This is a genomic window from Micromonospora sp. ZG13, assembly GCF_059359355.1.
In genome coordinates this window covers 15,559-34,773 of record NZ_JCADBQ010000016.1, presented here as the reverse complement: position 1 = coordinate 34,773, position 19,215 = coordinate 15,559, and the positions used below count along the sequence as shown (strand labels likewise).

Genomic DNA, 19,215 nt, shown 5'->3' with positions numbered 1-19,215 from the left:
CGATGCGACCGACGACGCGACCGAAGGCGCTGCTCGCGCTGCTGCTCACCGCCGTGCTGGCCGCCACCGGCTGCGGCTCCGGCGCCGGGTCGTCCGCCGATGCTCCGGTGCGGCTGCTGGTCTTCGGCGCCCCCGAGGAACTCGCCGCCTACCGCACCCTCGTCGAGGCGTACGAGAAGGCCCGCCCCGGCGCCGACGTGCAGCTCGTCGAGGCCAGCGACCGCAAGGACCTGCTGGCCCGGCTGGCCACGTCGGTGGCCGGCGGCGCCCCGCCGGATCTGTTCCTGATGAACTACCGCTTCTACGGCCAGTTCGCCGCCAAGGACGTCATCGAGCCGCTGGACGACCGGCTGGCCGCCTCCGAGGCCGTCGACCCGGCCGACTACTACCCGGTGGCCTGGAACGCCTTCCGCTGGCAGGACCGGCAGCTCTGCCTGCCGCAGAACGTCTCCAGCCTGGCCGTCTACTACAACCGCACCCTGTTCACGAAGTACGGCGTGCCCGAGCCGAGGGCCGGCTGGACCTGGAACGACCTGGTCGCCACCGCGACCGCGATGACCCGCGACTCCCGCGGCGTGGTGGTCAAGGCCACCGAGAGCGAGGGCGCGGCGCTGCGCCCGGCCGTGCACGGCCTCGGCGTCGAGCCGTCGATCATCCGGCTCGCCCCGTTCGTCTGGTCCGGCGGCGGCGAGATCGTCGACGATCCGGCGAGGCCGACCCGGCTCACCCTGGACGGCCCGGCAGCCCGGGAGGCGCTGAGGAACCTCGTCGACCTGCGGCTGGCGTACGGGGTGGTGCCCACCGACGAGGAGGTGGAGGCCGAGGACGACGAGTCGCGCTTCGCCAACGGCCGGCTCGCCATGCTGATGAGTTCCCGCCGCTCCACCACCACGTTCCGCTCGATCACCGGCTTCGAGTGGGACGTCGCCCCGCTGCCCGTCTACAAGGAGCAGGTCGGCGTGCTGCACTCCGACGCGTACTGCATGACGCGGGGCGCGAAGCACAAGGACGCCGCGTGGCGGTTCCTGGAATTCGCCATCGCCGAGGAGGGGCAGCGGATCGTCGCGGCCACCGGCCGTACCGTCCCGTCGCACATCGGGGTGTCGCAGTCCCCGGCGTTCCTCGGCCCCGCCCAGCCGCCACGCAGCGCGAAGGTCTTCCTCGACGCCATCCCCACCGTCCGGGCGCTGCCGACCGTCTCCACCTGGCCAGAGATCGAGGACGTCACCTACGGCATCCTGGAGAACGCCATGCACCGGGGCGACCGGCTCGACGACGTGATCCGCGAACTCGACCGGCAGACCCGCCCGATCTTCGCCCGCGGGGAGCACGGATGAGCGACCCTGGCCTCGCCCTGGCCGGGGTCTCGGCCGCCTACCGGGGCGCGACCGTGCTGCACGAGGTGGACCTGGCCGTCGCCCGGGGCGAACTGCTGGTGGTGCTCGGCCCGTCGGGCGCCGGCAAGTCGACCGTGCTGCGGGTCGTCGCCGGCCTGGAGCCGGTCACCGCCGGCCGCGTCCGCATCGCCGGCCGCGACGTCACCGCCGAGCGCCCGGGCCGGCGCAACGTGTCGATGGTGTTCCAGTCGTACGCGCTCTTTCCGCACCTGAGCGTCGCCGAGAACATCGCGTTCGGCCTGGAGGTGCGTGACACGCCCCGCGCGGCGGCCCGCGAGCGGGCCCGCGCGGCGGCCGAGACGGTCGGCTGCGCCGGGCTGCTGGACCGGCGGCCCGCGCAGCTCTCCGGCGGCGAACGGCAGCGGGTGGCACTGGCCCGGGCGCTGGTGCGCGAGCCGGACGTGTTCCTGCTCGACGAGCCGCTGTCCAACCTCGACCAGGCGCTGCGGGTGCAGATGCGCGCCGAACTGCGGGCCCTGCACGACCGGCTGGGCGCGACGATGGTGCACGTCACCCACGACCAGACCGAGGCGCTGGTGCTGGCCGACCGGATCGCCGTGCTGCGCGACGGGCGCATCGAGCAGGTCGGCACCCCCGACGAGATCTGGCGCACCCCGGCCACCACCTTCGTGGCCCGCTTCGTCGGATCCCCGGCGATGAACCTGCTCCCGGCCGACGGTCCGCTGCGCCCCGACGGCGCCGCGGCCCCGGGTGCCGACCACGACGGTATGGAGATCGGCTTTCGTCCCGAGGCGGTCGTCCTCGACGCCGCCGAGGGCACGGACGCCACCGTCGAGCGGGTCGAGGTGGTCGGCGAGGACGCCTACGCGTACCTGACCCTCGCCGGCGGGCACCCCGTGGTCGCCCGGGTGCCCGCCGCCCGCCGCCCCGAGCGCGGCGCGCCGGTACGCGTCGGGGTGCGCTGGGCCGACGCGCACGTCTTCCACGCCGGCTCCGGGCGCCGGTACGCCCCGTGACAAGCCCCGACCGTCGCTCGCGCCGGCAGCTGGCGCTGATGCTCACGCCGTACCTGGTGGGGCTGGTGGGCCTGGTGCTGCTGCCCGCCGCCGTCACCCTGGGGCTGGCGTTCACCGAGTACGACCTGCTGCGCCCGCCCCGCTGGGTGGGGCTGGACAATCTCGCGGCGCTGGCCGACGACCCGGTGTTCCGGGTGTCGCTGACCAACTCGCTGGTCTTCGCGCTGGTGGCCGTACCGCTGCGGATGCTGCTCGCCCTCGGCCTGGCGCTGCTGCTGCACCGCCGGGCGCTCGGCGTCGGCAGCGCCCGCACCGCGGCCGTGCTGCCGACCGCGGTGCCGGAGATCGCCTACGGGCTGCTCTGGCTCTGGCTGCTCAACCCCCTCTACGGCCCGATCAACCAGCTGCTGCGCACGGGCGGGGAGAACGGCCTGACGGCGCTGGGGCGCACCCCGCCGCAGTGGCTCACCGACCCCACCGACGCCCGGACGGCGATCATCGGAATGAGCCTGTTCACCATCGGCGAGACCTTCGTGGTGCTGCTGGCCGCCCGCCGCGCGCTGCCCCGCGACGTCTACGAGATGGCGGCGATCGAGGACGCCACCGGCTGGGACGTGTTCCGCCGCGTGACGCTGCCGCTGATGGCGCCCGCGCTGGCGCTGCTGGCGGTGCGCGACGCCATCCAGAGCCTGCACTTCTCCTTCGTGCCGGCGTTCGTGGTGACCGACGGCGGCCCGCCCCCGTACGCCACCACCTACCTGTCGCTGTTCGTCTACCGCACCGGCTTCGAGTACCTGCGCTACGGCTACGCGGCCGCCGCGACCCTGGTGATGATCCTGCTGACCGTGGCGGCGGTGCTGGTGCAGTGGCGGCTGATCCGCCGCTACCGGGCGTTCTACCGGCTCTGAGCACCCCCGATAACCGCGGGCGCCGGCCCCGGGTGTCGTGGCATGATCGCGCACTGCGCCGACGCGGGTGGCGGCGCGCGAGGAGGACGACATGGAGTTCGAGGTACGCCGGATCGGGCCGGAGTCGACCGCCGAGGCGGCCGACGTGCTGGCCGACGCCTTCGACGGGTACCCCTGGATGGCCTGGACGGTGGCGGCCGACCGGCACCGGGAGCGGCTGGCGGCGATGTTCGCCGGCACCGTCGCCGCCGTCGGGCTGCCCTACGGTGACGTCTGGGCGGCGGTGGACCCCGCCGGCCGGCTGGCGGCGGTGGCGGTCTGGCTGCCCCCGGACCGGCCGGTGCCGGACGAGGTCTGGGCCGCCGTCGCGGCCCGCAACGCCGAGCTGGCCGGCGACCGGCAGCCGGCGCTGCACGCCGCCGACGAGGCCTGCGCCGCGCTGCGGTCGGCCGAGCCGGCGTCGCTGCTCGCCACCGTCGGCGTGCGCCGTGCCGACCAGGGCCGGGGGTTGGGCGCCCGGGTGCTGGCGCCCGGCCTGGCCGAGGCCGACCGGGCCGGCCTGCCGGCGGTGCTGGAGACCTCGTCGGAGCCGAACGTGCGCTTCTACCGGCGGCTCGGTTTCGCCGTCACCGGCCAGGCGCGGGTGCCCGACGGCGGGCCCGACGTCTGGGCGATGCGGCGGCCGGCGGCCGGCGAGCGGGTGTAGGGACCGCCGGCCCGGGTAGCCGCCGGGGATGGAGCTGCTGGAGGAGTCGCCGTACCGCTTCCGGATCGACCGGCGCGACCCGATGCGGGTGCCGGGGGTGGTGTTCGCGTCCCGGTCGCTGCTGCCCGACGCCGGGGAGGACAGGTCGTTGGAGCAGGTCGCGAACGTCGCCACGCTGCCCGGCATCGTCGACGCCTCGTACGCCATGCCCGACGTGCACTGGGGCTACGGGTTCCCGATCGGCGGCGTGGCCGCCACCGACGTCGCGCGCGGCGGAGTGGTCTCGCCCGGCGGGGTGGGCTTCGACATCTCCTGCGGCGTGCGGCTGCTCGCCGCCGACACCGACCGCGACGGGTTGCGGCCCCGCCTCGACGCGCTGATGGACGGGCTGGGCGAGGCGACCCCGCGCGGCATGGGCAGGGGCGCGGTGTGGCACCTGTCCAACCGCGCGGAACTCGACGCGGTGCTGCGCGGCGGCTCCCGCTACGCCGTCGAGCGCGGCTTCGGCGTGCAGCGGGACCTGGAGCGCTGCGAGGACGCCGGGGCCGTCGGCGACGCCGATCCGGCGCGGGTGAGCGAGCGGGCGATCGAGCGCGGCGCGGGCCAGGTCGGCAGCCTCGGTTCCGGCAACCATTTCCTCGAGGTGCAGGCCGTCGACGAGGTGTACGACGACGCCGTGGCGACCGCCTTCGGGCTGCGCCCCGGCCAGGTCTGCGTGATGATCCACTGCGGGTCCCGGGGGCTGGGCCACCAGATCTGCACCGACTACGTGCGGAAGATGGAGAAGGTGATGGCCCGCCACGGCATCCACGTGCCGGACCGCCAGCTCGCCTGCGCCCCGGTCTCCTCCGCGGAGGGCCGCGCCTACCTGGGCGCGATGGCCGCCGCCGCCAACTACGCCCGGGCCAACCGGCAACTGCTGGCCGACGCCGCCCGCAGGGTCTTCGCCCGGGTCACCGGCAGCCGTCTCGACCTGGTCTACGACATCTCGCACAACCTCGCGAAGATCGAGACGCACGACGTCGACGGCGCGCCGCGCGCGCTGTGCGTGCACCGCAAGGGCGCCACGCGGGCGCTGCCGCCCGGGCACGACGAGCTGCCCGACGACCTGCGGGGCGTGGGCCAGCCGGTGCTGATCCCCGGCTCCATGGGCACCGGCTCGTACGTGCTCACCGGCGTGCCGGGGTCGCCTGCCTTCGCGTCCACCTGCCACGGGGCCGGCCGGGTGCAGAGCCGCAGGCAGGCCGTGCGCTCGGAGCGTGGGCTGGACCCGCGTGCCCAGTTGGAGGCGCAGGACATCGCGGTGCGCGGTGCGTCGCGGCGCGGCCTGGCCGAGGAGATGCCGACGGCGTACAAGGACGTCTCGGCGGTGGTGGCCGCCGCCGAGGGCGCCGGGCTGTGCCGCAAGGTGGCCCGGCTGGTCCCGCTCGGCGTGGTGAAGGGCTGAGCGGGCGACGCGGGGTGGGGCCGGGCGTGGGGCTCACACGTCCAGCGTCACCGCGCAGGACCAGCCCGCGCCGTCGGGGCCGAAGCGCAGCCCGTGCAGGGAGACGGCCTTCGGTACCGCGCCGACCAGCTCGACGGCGTCGGTGTCCGCCGTGCGCCAGCGCACCCGCAGGCCGCCGGCGCCGTCGTCGGCCACGTCGGTGTGCAGCGGCAGCTCACCCGCCGTCTCCATCCGGAAGATCACCTCGTCGAGTACGCCCACCAGCAGGTCCGCGTCGTCGTCGCCGGCCGGCGCGTGGAACTCCCGCCGCGCGCCCGGTCGTGCCCCGCCGGGATCGACGAACGTGTCGACCAGCGCGGCGACCGCCTCGGCGACGCACTCCTGTCGGGTCGGCGCCCACGCCTCGATGCGGACGTCGGCGGTGTGCGGCAGGCGGCGGTGTCCCCGCCTGGATGCTCGCGGCATGCCCCGATCCTCCGGCACGCGTACGACGGGGGGTCAGTTCAGGCCGAGCCGGGCGATCGGCTCGACGAGTTCGCGTTCCTCGTAGGCGAGGTGGGACAGCAGGGTGTCGCTGAGCAGGTCGACCGCCGCGCGCAGCTCCGCCATCCCGTCGGCGACGGAGACGAACGCGACCAGCGCCCGGTCGACGCGTTCCAGCACGTCGTGGATGGCGTGGTGCTCCTGCTCCAGCCGGTCCAGCACGGGGGCGAGGCGGTCGTCGCCGTGGCGCAGGTGCGGGAAGATGCCCCGGTCCTCCAGCGTGTGGTGGGTGGTGACCACCCGGCAGTACGACTCGCAGTAGGTGCCCAGCGTCCACTTGTTCTGCCGGATGGTCATGGTGTTGATGTGCGAACGGGCCGTGCCCGCGTCGACCAGCCCGGCGCCCACCTGCTCGACGAGGTCGTACAGCCGGGTCAGCTCGGCGCGCAGCCCGTCGTGCACGTCGATGAGGTGCTGGGCGCCGGCCTGGTCGTGCGGGCTGTAGGTGCGCGCCGGGTCGGGCGCGGGGCCGGTGGGGCGCGTGGCCTCGTCCCAGACCCGGATCGCGCTGCGGCGCACGCCGTCGTCGGGCGTGGGGACGACGGCGAGGGGTGCCGCGCCGGCGGGCGGGCGCGCGGCGTCCGGCGGCTGCGCCCCGGCGCCCCCGGGTGCCGCCCGCGCCTCGACGGTCCCGGGCGTCGCCGGGGTCACGGCGGCAGCGGTGCCGCCCGCGCGCTCGCCGGCCACGAGTTCGCGTACGGCCGGGGCGACCTCGGCGGCGAAGCGCCGCAGGTCCTCGGGGTCGTCGCTGCCCAGGATGAAGGTGCTGACCCCGTCGCTGAGCGCGAGGTCGGCCAGCTCCTCCGCCCACTGCTCGGTGGGCCCGTGCAGCGGTCCCCGGCCGACGGGAGCGAAGCGGCCGGTGACGTTGAGCAGGCGGCGCACGTCGGCCGGTTCCCGGCCGACCTCCCGGGCGGCGTCGTCGATGATCGTGTTGCCCCTGCCGAGGTCGCCGGGTTGCAGGTAGGCCAGCGACGGCAGCCACCCGTCGGCCCGTCGCCCGGTCAACGCCAGCATCCGCGGCTTGTACGCGCCCAGCCAGATGCCCACGTCGTGGGCGGGCGCAGGGCCCCGCTTCGCACCGACCACGCGGTGGAACTCGCCGTCGACGCGTACGCCGCCGCGCGCCTCGACGTCCCAGACCTGGCGGATGACGTCGATCGCCTCGGCCAGGGCCCGTACGCCCTGCCCGGGCGAGAGCCGGCGCCCGCCCATCGCCTCGATGGCCTCCCAGAACGCGCCGGCGCCCAGACCGAGCTCCACCCGGCCGCCGCTGAGCAGGTCGAGGCTCGCCACGGCGCGGGCGAGGACGGCCGGTGGGCGCAGCGGCAGGTTGGTGACGTTGGCGGCCAGCCGCACCGTGCCGGTCCGGGCCGCCACGAAGCTCATCAGCGTCCACGTGTCGAGGAACGCGGGCTGGTAGGGGTGGTCCTGGAAGGTGACCAGGTCGAACCCGACCTGCTCGGCCAGCATGGCGAGGCCCACCACCCGCCCCGGCTCGGCGTTGCCGGGCGTCAGGAACGCCCCGAAGGCCAGCGGGTGACCGTAGTCGCTCATGTCGGCACTCCCTTCCGCTCCGCAGCCTCTCACGCGGCCACCGGCGCCTGCCCGGCGACGCCGCGGGCGGGGGTGGTCCCGAGCCGTCCGGCGGAGTCGCGGGGCCACCGCCGCGGGCCTCCGGGCGTACGGTCGGCGGATGCGGATCACGAAGTTCACCCACTCCTGTGTCCGGCTGGAGCACGACGGCGGCGTGCTGGTCATCGACCCCGGCACCTGGAGCGAGCCGCGCGCCCTGGCCGGCGCGGACGCCGTGCTGGTCACCCACGAGCACACCGACCACGTCGACGTGCTCCGGTTGGCGGGCCTCGGCGTGCCGGTCTTCGTGCCGGCGGACGCCGTGCTGCCCGACCTGGCGCCGCTGCCCGTGACCAGGGTCGCCGCCGGCCAGCGGTTCACCGCCGCCGGCCTCGCCGTGACCGCGCTCGGCGGTCGGCACGCCGCCATCCACGGCGGGCAGCCCGACTGCGTCAACCTGGGCTACCTGGTCGGCGACGCCGTCTACCACCCGGGCGACTCCCTGCACCGGCCGGACCGGCCGGTCGAGACGCTGCTGGTCCCGGCCCAGGCGTCCTGGCTGAAGCTCACCGAGGCGATCGACTTCGCCACCGCCGTGGGGGCCGATCGGGTGTTCCCGATCCACGACGCGCAGCTCAACGAGCGCGGCCTGAGCAGCGTGAACGGCTGGTTCGCCGAGACCGTGCCCGGCTACCGCCACCTGGCGGCGGGGGAGTCCGCCTGACCGGTGACCCACCCAGGGGTGATCTTCACCGACACCGGCCGTGTCGTCCACGGGCGAACTGCTATACGGTCGCGGGGTGAGGGTCGAAGAACACTGGTGGAACGGCGACACGTCGCAGCGTGGGCGTCGGGACGTGTACATCCGTACCGACGGGCAGCGATGGGACGTACAGGTACGGATCGGCGGCGAATCCGGCCGCTCCCGGGTGCAGGAATGCCCCGGTCGGACGTCGGCGGTCATTCTGGCCGGCGCGTGGCGCGGCAACCATCCCGCCTGGCGCGAGGTGTCCGACTGACGGCGACCGCCGGCACCGGGCGGTGACGGCCGGTCACGGTCGGCGTTGGCCGGCTGCTCCCCCCGACGTTGGTTAGGGTGACCACGGCGGGGGGAGCAGCATGAGCGGCGGGACCGTTCCGGTGGTGATGCCGGCCGCGTTCATCGGTCACGGCAGTCCGATGAACGCGCTGGAGCTCAACCGCTACACGCAGGCGTGGCGCGCCTTCGGGCGGGCGGTTTCGCGACCCCGGGCGATCCTGGTGGTGTCGGCGCACTGGTACATCGGCGCCACCGCCGTCACCGCGATGCCCCGGCCGAGGACGATCCACGACTTCTACGGCTTCCCGCAGGAGTTGTTCGACGTCGCCTACCCCGCGCCCGGCCTGCCGGAGCTGGCCGAGGAGGTCGCCGACGTCGTCCATCCCACCTGGGTCGGGGCGGACGTCGACTCGTGGGGGATCGACCACGGCACCTGGTCGGTGCTCACCCACGCGTTTCCCGACGCCGACGTCCCGGTCGTGCAGCTCAGCATCAACGCGTTCAAGGGCCTGGACCACCATCTGGACCTGGGCGCGAGGCTCGCCCCGCTGCGCGAGCGCGGGGTGCTCGTCGTGGCCAGCGGCAACGTGGTGCACAACCTGCGGGGGGTGGATCCGCGCATGCTCGACGAGGGCTTCGACTGGGCGCGGCGGTTCGACGAGGCGGCGAAGGACGTGATGCTCGGCGGGCCGACCGAGGTGGCCGCGCTGGACGCCCACCGCGACTTCGGCCGCGCCGTGCCGACGCCGGACCACTTCATCCCGCTGCTCTACCTGGCCGGCCTCGCCGGCGCGGCCGGCAACGGCGCGCAGGTGCTGGTGGACGGGTACGCGTACGGGTCGCTGTCGATGACCGCCTACACGCTGGGGTTGTCCTGCCGCACCGACGCCCCGCTGGCCGGCGCGCCGGCCCTGCCGACCGACGTGCCGCCCGAGTCGGCCAACATCTGAGGGCAGCCCCGGGGGCGTCGCCGCGGTCAGCGGGCCTTGACGACCTCGACCAGCTGGTCCAGCGCGGCGCTCCAGCCCTCGATGAAGCCCATCTCCTCGTGCGACTTCCTCGCCGAGGCGTCGGCGTGGATCGCCGTGGCGGTGTACGTCGTGCCGCCGCCGGTGCCCTCGATCCGGATGATCGCGGTGAACGGGAAGCCGTCGCCGCCGACCTGGGGACGGAAGCCGGGGCCCAGCCCCGAGGTGAAGGCCAGCGTCGAGCCCTCCTCGACGACGAGGATGCAACCGGTGCTCGGGTACTCCTCGCCCTCGGGCGAGCGCATCACGGTGTGGAACCTGCCGCCGGGCCGAAGGTCGATCTCGCAGGCGGAGGTCGACCAGGGCCGGGGGGCGAACCACTTCACGAGCAGCTCGGGCGTCGTCCAGGCCTTCCAGACCAGCTCGGGCGCGACGTCGACGGTGCGCGTCAGGACGAGGTCGAGATCCGGGTCCACGTGCGGGTAGGCGGTCATGTCTGCTGCTCCTTCAGGTCGTACAGAATCGAGTCGAGTTGGTCGAGGCGTCGGGACCACATCGCGCGCTGGCCCGCGAGCCAGCTGTCGACGTGGGCGAGCGACTCGGGGGCGAGCCGGTAGGTGCGCACCCGCCCCTTCTTCTCCGACGTCACCAGGCCGGAGCGCTCCAGGACGCCCAGGTGCTGGGTGAACGAGGGCAGTGCCATGTCGAACGGACGGGCGAGCTCGCTGGTCGTGGCGGGACCCCGACCGAGCCGCTCGACGACCCGGCGGCGGGTGGGGTCCGACAACGCGTGGAACACGCCGTCCAGGGCCACGTCGTCGCTGCCGTCCCCGCCGCCCAATTGCTTAGGCATGAGCCTAAGTATTACCGCGCCGTTCACTCAGGTCAAGGCCTGAGTGAAGTCGCCGGCGGCGGCCTCCGACCGGCCGGCGGCGTTCCTCAACGGCCGCGCGTGGGCCATGCTGATGCCATGACCGACGCCGGCACCCCGGAACCGCTCACCCTCAACGTGTACTGCCGGCTCACCGTGGCCGTGACCGACCCGCAGGTGCTCACCGAGTACGCGGTGGCCGACCTGCGGGCCGCCGTCATCGACTGGCCCGCCGAGGAGGAAGACCTCGAGACGGCGGTGGCGGACCTGCGCAACGACATCGTGGTGTCGCTGGCGTCCGTGGTGGACATCAGCCGGATGGTCGAGGGGCTGCCCGGCGTGGCGGCCCGCGGCGGGCTGTGCTGGGCCGAGCCCGGCCCGCCCCGCGAGGCCGTCTGGCGCGCCGAGTAGGGCCGACCGGGCCGGTCGCGGGGCGTCGCTGTGTCGGTCCCGGACACACCGGCGACGCCCGAGGTGTCGGCGGCACTCATGTCCACTGTGCCCGGCGTCACGTTAGCGTCTGCGCACGCCGGCACCACCGCCCCGCTCCCGGACAGGAGAGCGCCATGACCACACCGCTGAGGGCCACCGCCGCCCTCGTCACCGCCCTGCTGCTCGTCCTCACCGCCACCGCCCCCGCCCAGGCCGCCGCCCCCGCCACCAAGGCCCCGGTCGCCGGCACGCTGCGCCCCTACAACGTCTCCGGCGTCTACGTCGCCGGCGTCTCCTCCGGTGGCTACATGGCCACCCAGCTCCACGTCGCCTACTCGTCGCGGATCCGGGGCGCGGCGGTCTTCGCCGCGGGACCGTACTACTGCGCGCAGAACAACGTCGCCCAGGCGCTCGACGGCTGCGGCGACAACGTGTACCCCACGAACGTGTCGGCCCTACAGGCGTACACCCGGACGTGGGCCTCCTACGGCTGGGTCGACCCCGTGGGCAACCTGTCCGGCGATCCCGTGTACGTCTTGCACGGCACCAACGACACCGTGGTCCAGAAGTCCGTCACCGACGACCTGGTCCGGTACTACCAGCACTTCGGTGCCAGCGTGCAGTACGACAGCGGCACCCCGGCCGGCCACGCCTGGGTCACCCCGTACGGGACCCTGGGGTGCGCCACCACGGCGTCGCCGTTCCTCGCCGACTGCGGCACCGACCCGCAGAGCGCCCTGCTGCGCAAACTGCTCGGCAGCGTACGGGCGCCGAACACCGGCCCGCTGGGCGGCAGCCTGATCCGGTTCAGCCAGCACACGTACGCGGTCAACGGCTGGGCCGACGGCCTGAGCATGGCCGCCGACGGGTTCGCCTACGTGCCGGCGTCCTGCGCCGCCGGGCAGTCCTGCCGGCTGCTCGTCGCACTCCACGGCTGCCTCCAGGGCCACGGCGCGGTCGGCACCGCCTTCGTGGACCGGGCGAACCTCAACCAGTACGCCGACACCAACCAGCTGATCGTGCTCTACCCCCAGGCGCGCGCCATCGCCACGAACCCGAACGGCTGCTGGGACTGGTGGGGCTACCTGGGCGCGACGAACTACCCGATCAAGGGCGGCGCCCAGGTTGAGACCATCATGAACATGGTGCGCCGGCTGGACGGCTGAGCCGCCGCCCGGGCGGGGCCCCGGCGCGGGCCCCGCTCAGGCCGGTGCGTCGCTGCCCACCAGGCGGGCGTCGGCCGCGGCCTGACCCTCGACGTCCCCCGCCTCCTCGCACACGCCCGCCGCGTCCGCCCAGTGCCGCCGGGCCTCCCCGGCGTCGCCGAGGGCCGCCGCCGCGTCGCCCAGGTGCAGCAGCGTCCGCCCCAGCCCGGCCGTCGGCCGCCCCTCGCGCAGCCGCAGGCTCTCGGCCAGCATCCCGTACGCCTGCCGGGCCTGCGCCGGCGTGGCGGCCAGCAGCGCGGCACCCGCGTTGAGCAGCGCGGCGGCCCGGTTCGTGGGGTCGACCACCGTGTCGTACTCGCGCAGCGCCGCGCGCCACGACTGGGTCGCGTCGAGGTGCTCGCCGAGCCCGGCGTGCACCAGCACCAGGTTGGTCAGCGCCGCCGCGTAGCCCCGGGCGTCACCGAGCGCGCGGAAGGCGTTCGCCGCGCGGACCAGGTGGTGGTGCGCGACCTCCAGCTCCCCGCGGGCCAGCCGGGCGGCGCCCAGGCCCAGGTCGGTCAGGGCGTGCCCGGACCGGTCCGCCGCCGAGCGGTGCCGTCGCGACAGCTCCAGGTGCTCCACCGCGTCGTCGAGCTGCCCCAGGTCCAGCAGCACCAGGCCCAGGTTCATCCGCGCCTGCGCGGTGCCCCGCCGGCCCCGCTCCGCCACCGCGAGGCTGAGCGCCGTCGCCGCCCCCTGCGGGTCGTGCCGGCGGCGGCGCAGCACCCCCAGCTCGTTGTGCGCCCACCCGGCGATCTCCGGCCGGTCGTCGGCCGTGGGCGTGGCGAGCACCGTGCGGCACACCTGCGCCCACTCGTCGAGCCGACCGGCGTGGGCGAGCCACCCGCACAGCGCCACCGCCAACCGGAACCACCACCGGCGCACCCGCCGCGGCAGGGTCTCCGCGGCGCCCGCCGGCACCCGCACCACGGCCAGCAGCAGCTCCTGGTGCAGGTCGAACCAGCCGTACGGGTCGTCGTCCAGCGCCAGCGTCGGCTCCCGGTCCGGCGGGCCGACCACCGCGAGGCTCGCCGCGTGCCGCTCGGCCCGCCGCGCCAGGTGCCGGGTGAGTCGCGCCTGCGCGGCGACCCGCCGCCGCGCCGGCTCCGCGTGCCGCAGGTGCATCCGGGCGTACGGGGCCAGCAGCGGGCGCACCTCGTAGCGGTCACCGGGCGCGCCGGTGACGAACCCGCCGGTGGCCAGCTCGTGCAGCAGGGCGGCCACCCGGTCCGGGCGGCGACCGGCGAGCGCCGCGAGCGTCGGCCGGTCCAGCGGCACCGGGCTGAGCGACATCAGTCGCCACAACCGCCGGGCCTCGCCGCCCAGCGCGTGGTACGCGGTGTCCCGCGCGGTCACCAGCAGGGTCGCCGGGGAGGCGGCGACGTGCTGGTGCGGGGGAGTGTCGACGGCGCGGCGCAGCGCGTCGAGCACGTCGCCGTGCCGCCACCCGTGCTGGGCCGTACGCCGACCCAGCTCCGCGACCGTGCGGGGCTGGCGTCCGCAGAGTTCGACGAGGGCGCGTACCGCCGGGTCGGTGCGCGGGTCCGGGCGGTGCGGCCGGGCGACGGGCGCGGTGGCGCCGGCGGCCGCGAACAGCTCGACGGCGTCGTCGGCGTCCGGTTCGGCGAGCCCGTGCGCCACCACCCCGTCCAGCGCGTCCAGCGCCCCCGTGCCGGCCAGCAGCAGGCGGCACGTGCGTGCGGTCGGCGGCAGCAGCGGCCGCACCTGGGCCGGGTCGTCCACGTTGTCCAGCACCACGAGGATCGCCCGGCCGTCGAGCTGGCCGCTCAGCTCGTCGGCGGCGTCGGCGAGGTCGTCGGTGCGCCCCGACGCCGGCGGCCGGGTGCCGAGGATCCGGGCCAGCGCGGTCAGCACCTGCCGGGCGTCGAGCCCACGGCCGCTCCGGCGCAGGTCCAGGTAGTACTGACCGTCGGGGAAGTCGTCCCGGCACAGGTTGGCGGCCTGGACCGCGCAGGCCGACGTGCCGACGGCCCGACGGCCCACCACCGCGACCGCGTGTTCCTTGCGCAACAGCTCGATGATCGCGTCGACGTGCCCGGCGCGCCCGGTGAACCCGGCCGGCCACGGCAGGGTGGGCGCGCCGGCGGCGGGCGTCGCCTCGGTGTCGTCCGGCGCCGCGGCCTGCTGCCGCTGGCGGCGCCACTCCACGATCACCGCGGCGGCGAGGCCGAGCACGATCACCCCGGCGCTGGCGGAGCCGAGCTGGGCGACGGAGAGCTCGGAGAGCAGGTTGCCGGTGACGTTGCCGAGCACCGCGCTGACCGTCCCGCCGACCACGCCGCCGATCGCGAGCAGCAGGCTCAGCCGCCGGGGGCGGCGCCCCGTCACCGCACGCCCCCGGCGACCAGGCCGGCGACCAGCTGGCGGCGGGCCAGCACCACCAGCAGCACCGGCAGGATCGAGGCGATCACCGAGCCCGCGGCGAGCGCCCCGCTGTTGGCCGCGAAGCCCCGGGTCTGCCCGGCGAGGAACAGCCCCAGCGGCAGCGCGCCCGGCCCGCTGAACAGCAGACCCACCACCAGGTCGTTCCACACCTGCACGAACTCCAGCACCGCGACCGCCACCACCGCCGGGCGGTTGTGCCGGGCGAGCAGCCGCAGGGTGCCCCACCAGTGCCGCCCGCCCACCCGGGCCGCCCGCACCTGCTCGGCGGGCAGGTCCGCGAACGCGTTACGCAGCACCAGCACGGCGAACGGCACGCCCAGCGCGACGTGCACCAGCGCCAGGCCGCGCGCCGTGCCCGAGGAGAGCACCACGCCGAGCACCTCGTTGACCGGCCCGGCGATCACCTGCACCGGCACGATGCTGGCGGCCATCAGCAGCAGCCCGGTGGCCTGGGCGGGCGGCCCGGTCAGCCACGCCAGCGGGTACGCGGCGAGCAGCGCGACGCCCAGCACCACGGCGGTGACCACGGTCGCCAGCACCAGCGTGAAGCCCAGCGTGCGCCACAGCTCGGCGCCGGTGAGCAGCTCCTGATAGGAGTCGAGGCTGGGTGGGCTCCACCACCAGCCCCGGGCCGCCGCGTCCACCGTGCCGTGCAGCGAGGTGGCGAGCAGCACCCCGAGGGGCACCAGCCAGGCGACCGCCGCGCCGGCCACCAGCAGCCGGGTCGTCCGGCGCGGTGCCGGCGCCGCCGGCTCGGGCGCGACGGGCACCGGGTCCCGGGGCGGCGGCCACGCCTGCCGCACGAACAGCGCCGCGACCAGCAGGCCGGCGGCCACCGCCGCCAGCCACACCACCCCGAGCGCGGCGCCCTCGCCGGTGGTGGCGCCGTTGGAGGTCTGCCAGACCCGCAGCGCGAGCACCGACGCCTCGTCGCGCACCGAGCCGGGCGTCATCACCAGGATCAGGTCGAACGTCCTGGCGGTGCCGAGCGCCGCCAGGGTGAACACCACCGCCACGGTGCGCAGCAGCAGCGGCCGCCACTGCGCGTCCCAGAGCACGTCGCGGCGGTTGCCGCCGTAGGCGCGTACCGCGTCGGCGAGGCTGGGCGGCACCGCGTCGAGGGCGGCCCGGAACACCAGCACGGCCAGCCCGACCCACGCCCACACGAACGCCGACATCAGCGCCACCGTCACCAGGCGGGGGCCGAGCAGTTGCGGGGCGTCGGCCGCGGACCGGCCGGTCAGCGTCGCGGCGACCAGCGTGGCCAGCCCGCGCTCCGGGTCCGGGTCGTACATCAGCCGGAAGGTGACCCCGGTGACCACCAGCGGCAGCGCGGTCGGCACCACCAGGATGAGGCGGACCAGCCCGCCCTCCTGTGAGCGGCGCGAGGCGGCGGCGAGCAGATAGCCCAGCACGGTGACCACCGCCGGCACCAGCAGCGCCCAGAGCAGCGTGCGTCCCACCACGGCGCCGGTGCCGGGTGCGGCCAGCGCGGTGCGGAAGTGCTCCGCGCCCACCCACCGGCCGTCGGTGGTGACGCTGGCGTGCAGCGTACGCAGCACCGGCCACGCCACCAGCCCGCCGAGCAGCAGCAGGGCGGGCAGCAGCAGCGCCGAGGTGGCGCCGGCCGCCGGATAGGCCCGCCCGCGCCGGGGCGGCCCGACGTCGTCGAGGACCGCCAGCTCGCCCAGTACGCGGCTCACCGGCCGCCCCCGCTCAAGCGGGCCGCCGCCGCCAGTTGCCCGACGGCCCGGCGGGCGGCCCGGCCCGCGGGGACCTTGTCGGTGACGTCGGCGAAGTAGTCCTGCATGATCCGCCAGATGCCCACCCCGTCGGAGCCGGTGAACGGGCCCGGCAGCCGGTCGGAGAGGTCGAAGCGCACGGCCCCGGCCGTACGCAGCTCGGCGGCGAAGCGGCGGCGGACGGGATCGCGGTAGTCCGCCAGCGGCACGGTGACGTTGGGGGAGAGGTAGCCGCCGGCGCGCAACCACGGCCCGAACGCCGACCCGCCGCTGAGCCAACGCACCAGCTCCGCCCCACGGGCCGAGCCGGCGAACGCCACGGCGGCGTCGCCGCCGACGATCAGCGGGCTGTCGGCCAGCCGGGAACCGGGGAAACGGAAGGTCTCCGGCTGCTCCGGGCCCCGGCGGAACCGGCGGCTGACGTCGTCGACGAAGTCGGCCTCGAAGAGCATCGTCGCCCGCCGGTGGTGCACCACCTGGATGACCGACTCCTCGTACTGGGTGAGCAGGGCCCGGCGGCCGCCACCGGGGAACGCGCCGTCGACGCTCCACAGCTCCGCCAGCCGGTCCAGCGCCGTGTGCACCGACGGGCTGCGCCAGTCGGCCTCGCCGCGGGCCAGCGCCTCGTAGTAGCCGGGCGGCGCCACGTCGGCGAGCACGTTCTCGAACCAGTCGGTGAGCACCCAGCCGTCGGCCGCACCGATGGCCAGCGGGGCCGGGCCGTCGCCCGCGCGGGCCCGCGCGCCGAGCCGCTTGGTGAGCGTCACGAGCTGGTCCCAGGTGCGCGGCGGCGCGGGGAGCATCGACGGGAAGTACCAGAACAGCGACTTGTGGGCCGCCTTCACCCAGACGCCGTAGCGGCGCCCGTCGGCGGAGAGCAGGTCGGCCATGCCGGGCGGGAGGGCGTAGCTGGGGGCCGGGCTCAGCTCGCGCAGCCAGCCGCGCCGGGCGTACTCGACGACCAGCCCCGACCTGGGCAGGATCGCCACGTCGGGGCTGGTGCCGGCCAGTTGGCGGGCGCGCAGGAACGCGTCGATGTCGTTGCCGGCGCTGATCACCTGCACGGCGGTGTCGTAGCCGGCCACGACCTCGCGGAAGCGGGCCAGCTCGCCGCCGCTCCACACGACGGCGACCTGGACCGCCGGCGGCGTGCCCGAGCAGCCCGCGACGGCCGTCGCGGTGGCCCCGGCGGCGGCCCGCAGCAGCGTACGGCGGCCCAGCCGCGCCGCCGGCACGATCCGACCCACCGGCGTCATCCGGCCACCTCGGCGGCGACCGGCACGTCGGGCAGCGCGCCCGGCTCGGCCGTGCAGACCAGCACCGCCACCCCCGGCGTGTCCGGTGGGGTCAGCCGGCCGAGCAGCTCGGTCAGCCGTCCACCCCCGGCCGGCCCGGTCGGCAGGTCGATCACCAGCGCCTCGGGCAGGCAGACCACGGCCCGGGCGAGCGCCACCCGGAACCGCTGCGCCTCCGACAGCAGGTGTGGACGTAGCCCCAGCGTCGGGGCCAGCTCCAGGCGGTCGACCACCGTCGCCGTCCACGCGTCGGCCACCTCGCGTACCCGTTCCCGGCGGCGCTGGCCGTAGGCGATGTTGCGCCGCACGGTCAGGTGCGGCAGCAGCGCGCCGCCGGCCGGCACGTAGGCGATGCGGCGCTGCGGCGGCGGCAGGGCGGTCACCTCGCGGTCGCCGACCAGGACCCGCCCGGCGACCGGCGCGGCCAGCCCGCTCACCACCCGGGCGACGGCGGTGCCGGCGGGTGGGGCCGCGACCAGGGCGGCCGTGGCGCCGGCGGGGACGTCGAGGTCCACGGTGGCGGCGCCCGGCACGGCGACGAGTGCGCACAGTCGTAACGTGGCCATCACCTCCGGTGACCGGGCAGTCGCCCCCAGGGTCGCACAACCGGGCGACAGGTGGTGGCCCCGGAGGACTCTCCGCTGTGGAGTCGTGGCCGGCTCAGGCCGGCGCCTGCCCGCCGCCGCCGTGCCCCGAAGGGCGCGGGGCGTAGAGGGCGGCGAGGTCGGCGGCCGTGGTGGCCATCCGTTCGCGCAGCGCGGTCGGGGTCAGCACCTCCACGTCGGCGCCGAGCCGCAGCAGGTCGCCGTGGGCGTGGGTGAGCGATTCGATCGGAATGACGGCGGTCACCCAGCCAGCGCCGTCGGGCAGCCCGGCGGTCCGGTCCACGGAGGTCGCCACCAGCTCGCTGGCGACCTCCCGGAGCCGCTCCCGGCCCTGCGGGGAGAGCCGGATCGTCGCGTCGTCGCGGTGCAGGTGGGCCCGGAAGCGCACCACGTGCTCCCGCCACCAGGAGGGCAGGTCGAACCCGGCCGGCCGGGTGAACTCCTCGTCCAGGGTGGTCAGGGACAGGATCTGGTTGACCCGGTAGGTGGCAGGACGGTCGCGCCCGGGCCGGCCGGCGACCGTGTACCACCGGCCTCCCTTGAGGACCAGCCCGTAGGGGTCCAGCACCGGGTCGACCTCCCCGGCCCAGCTGCGGTAGCGCACGGCGATCCGGCGTTGCCGCCAGACCGCCTCGGCCACCTCGGCGAGGTGCGGTGAGGCGTCGCCGTCCGCGTACCAGTTGGGGGTGTCCAGGTGGAAGCGTTCCTGGACGCGGGCGGCCCGGTCGGCCAGCTCGGGCGGCAGCGCGGCGTGCAGCTTGAGCTGGAGCGTGGCGACCGCCGCCCCGTAGCCCAGCTCGGCGGCGGGACCGGGCAGCCCGGCGAGGAAGAGCCGCTCCGCCTCCTGCGCGGTCAGCCCGGTCAGCCTCGTCCGCCAGCCGTCGACGAGCTGGTAGCCGCCGGCGTGCCCGGCCTCGCCGTAGAGCGGGATGCCGGCCGCGTGCAGCGACTCGACGTCGCGGTAGACGGTGCGGGTGGAGACCTCCAGCCGCTCGGCGAGCTGCGCGGCGGTCATCCGCCCGTGGGCCTGGAGCAGCATCAGGAGGGAGAGCAGTCGACTGGCCCGCACTCCACTGACAGTAGTTGTCAGGGGAGTGTC

Annotated in this window: 19 protein-coding genes; 10 read left to right on the top strand and 9 right to left on the bottom strand. The window is 75.7% G+C overall.

What is annotated here, in order from left to right:
• The first annotated feature begins 2 nt into the window (after nucleotides 1-2).
• From AC5L34_RS24965 to AC5L34_RS24945, 5 genes are all read left to right on the top strand, one after another.
• On the top strand, nucleotides 3-1,337 hold the full coding sequence (locus tag AC5L34_RS24965; protein WP_441177153.1) for an ABC transporter substrate-binding protein: 1,335 nt from the start codon (nucleotides 3-5) through the stop codon (nucleotides 1,335-1,337).
• Nucleotides 1,334-2,374: an ABC transporter ATP-binding protein gene (locus tag AC5L34_RS24960; protein WP_494827186.1), complete on the top strand. Its 1,041-nt coding sequence runs from the start codon at nucleotides 1,334-1,336 to the stop codon at nucleotides 2,372-2,374. Before AC5L34_RS24965 ends, AC5L34_RS24960 begins: the two co-directional genes overlap by 4 nt.
• A gap of 38 nt (nucleotides 2,375-2,412) precedes the next feature.
• On the top strand, nucleotides 2,413-3,282 hold the full coding sequence (locus AC5L34_RS24955) for a carbohydrate ABC transporter permease (RefSeq protein WP_441177237.1): 870 nt from the start codon (nucleotides 2,413-2,415) through the stop codon (nucleotides 3,280-3,282).
• A gap of 91 nt (nucleotides 3,283-3,373) precedes the next feature.
• The gene (locus AC5L34_RS24950) at nucleotides 3,374-3,988 is read left to right on the top strand and encodes a GNAT family N-acetyltransferase (RefSeq protein ID WP_441177151.1); all 615 of its coding nucleotides are present in this window, start codon (nucleotides 3,374-3,376) and stop codon (nucleotides 3,986-3,988) included.
• Nucleotides 3,989-4,016: 28 nt separating this feature from the next.
• Nucleotides 4,017-5,435 carry an RtcB family protein gene (locus AC5L34_RS24945; RefSeq protein ID WP_494827185.1) on the top strand — a complete coding sequence of 473 codons (1,419 nt, stop codon included), beginning with the start codon at nucleotides 4,017-4,019 and terminating at the stop codon, nucleotides 5,433-5,435.
• A 33-nt stretch (nucleotides 5,436-5,468) separates the two neighbouring features.
• Here the strand turns inward: AC5L34_RS24945 and AC5L34_RS24940 are convergent, their stop codons facing one another.
• Nucleotides 5,469-5,900, bottom strand: a complete 432-nt coding sequence (locus AC5L34_RS24940) for an archease (protein WP_494827183.1) — start codon at nucleotides 5,898-5,900, stop codon at nucleotides 5,469-5,471.
• A 33-nt stretch (nucleotides 5,901-5,933) separates the two neighbouring features.
• Nucleotides 5,934-7,535 (bottom strand): LLM class flavin-dependent oxidoreductase, encoded by a 1,602-nt coding sequence (locus AC5L34_RS24935; protein ID WP_494827181.1) that lies wholly within the window; start codon nucleotides 7,533-7,535, stop codon nucleotides 5,934-5,936.
• A 139-nt stretch (nucleotides 7,536-7,674) separates the two neighbouring features.
• Here AC5L34_RS24935 and AC5L34_RS24930 point away from each other — a divergent pair, with 139 nt between their 5' ends.
• From AC5L34_RS24930 to ygiD, 3 genes are all read left to right on the top strand, one after another.
• Nucleotides 7,675-8,277 (top strand): MBL fold metallo-hydrolase, encoded by a 603-nt coding sequence (locus tag AC5L34_RS24930; protein WP_441177147.1) that lies wholly within the window; start codon nucleotides 7,675-7,677, stop codon nucleotides 8,275-8,277.
• Between the two features lie 76 nt (nucleotides 8,278-8,353).
• Nucleotides 8,354-8,572 carry a hypothetical protein gene (locus AC5L34_RS24925; protein ID WP_089000245.1) on the top strand — a complete coding sequence of 73 codons (219 nt, stop codon included), beginning with the start codon at nucleotides 8,354-8,356 and terminating at the stop codon, nucleotides 8,570-8,572.
• Between the two features lie 100 nt (nucleotides 8,573-8,672).
• A complete protein-coding gene (ygiD, locus tag AC5L34_RS24920; RefSeq protein ID WP_441177146.1) occupies nucleotides 8,673-9,542 on the top strand; it encodes a 4,5-DOPA-extradiol-dioxygenase in 870 nt (289 codons plus the stop codon).
• Nucleotides 9,543-9,568: 26 nt separating this feature from the next.
• On the opposite strand, the gene AC5L34_RS24915 is transcribed toward ygiD, so the two are convergent.
• Both AC5L34_RS24915 and AC5L34_RS24910 read right to left on the bottom strand, forming a co-directional pair.
• Nucleotides 9,569-10,054: an SRPBCC family protein gene (locus tag AC5L34_RS24915; protein WP_441177145.1), complete on the bottom strand. Its 486-nt coding sequence runs from the start codon at nucleotides 10,052-10,054 to the stop codon at nucleotides 9,569-9,571.
• The gene (locus tag AC5L34_RS24910; RefSeq protein ID WP_441177144.1) at nucleotides 10,051-10,413 is read right to left on the bottom strand and encodes an ArsR/SmtB family transcription factor; all 363 of its coding nucleotides are present in this window, start codon (nucleotides 10,411-10,413) and stop codon (nucleotides 10,051-10,053) included. Before AC5L34_RS24910 ends, AC5L34_RS24915 begins: the two co-directional genes overlap by 4 nt.
• Nucleotides 10,414-10,530: 117 nt before the next feature.
• Here AC5L34_RS24910 and AC5L34_RS24905 point away from each other — a divergent pair, with 117 nt between their 5' ends.
• Nucleotides 10,531-10,842 (top strand): hypothetical protein, encoded by a 312-nt coding sequence (locus AC5L34_RS24905; RefSeq protein ID WP_441177143.1) that lies wholly within the window; start codon nucleotides 10,531-10,533, stop codon nucleotides 10,840-10,842.
• Between the two features lie 155 nt (nucleotides 10,843-10,997).
• On the top strand, nucleotides 10,998-12,029 hold the full coding sequence (locus AC5L34_RS24900; protein WP_494827177.1) for an extracellular catalytic domain type 2 short-chain-length polyhydroxyalkanoate depolymerase: 1,032 nt from the start codon (nucleotides 10,998-11,000) through the stop codon (nucleotides 12,027-12,029).
• 36 nt (nucleotides 12,030-12,065) lie between these two features.
• Here the strand turns inward: AC5L34_RS24900 and AC5L34_RS24895 are convergent, their stop codons facing one another.
• The 5 genes from AC5L34_RS24895 to AC5L34_RS24875 form a co-directional block, all read right to left on the bottom strand.
• Nucleotides 12,066-14,417, bottom strand: coding sequence for a hypothetical protein (locus tag AC5L34_RS24895; protein ID WP_494827176.1), 2,352 nt, complete (start codon nucleotides 14,415-14,417; stop codon nucleotides 12,066-12,068).
• Nucleotides 14,414-16,177: an ABC transporter permease gene (locus AC5L34_RS24890; RefSeq protein WP_441177140.1), complete on the bottom strand. Its 1,764-nt coding sequence runs from the start codon at nucleotides 16,175-16,177 to the stop codon at nucleotides 14,414-14,416. Before AC5L34_RS24890 ends, AC5L34_RS24895 begins: the two co-directional genes overlap by 4 nt.
• Entirely contained in the window at nucleotides 16,174-17,472 is a 1,299-nt protein-coding gene (locus AC5L34_RS24885) for an extracellular solute-binding protein (RefSeq protein WP_441177139.1), read from the bottom strand. Before AC5L34_RS24885 ends, AC5L34_RS24890 begins: the two co-directional genes overlap by 4 nt.
• On the bottom strand, nucleotides 17,469-18,077 hold the full coding sequence (locus AC5L34_RS24880) for an ATP-binding cassette domain-containing protein (RefSeq protein ID WP_494827174.1): 609 nt from the start codon (nucleotides 18,075-18,077) through the stop codon (nucleotides 17,469-17,471). The genes AC5L34_RS24885 and AC5L34_RS24880 overlap by 4 nt, the downstream gene beginning before the upstream one ends.
• A gap of 94 nt (nucleotides 18,078-18,171) precedes the next feature.
• The gene (locus AC5L34_RS24875; protein WP_494827172.1) at nucleotides 18,172-19,185 is read right to left on the bottom strand and encodes a helix-turn-helix transcriptional regulator; all 1,014 of its coding nucleotides are present in this window, start codon (nucleotides 19,183-19,185) and stop codon (nucleotides 18,172-18,174) included.
• Nucleotides 19,186-19,215 lie beyond the last annotated feature (30 nt).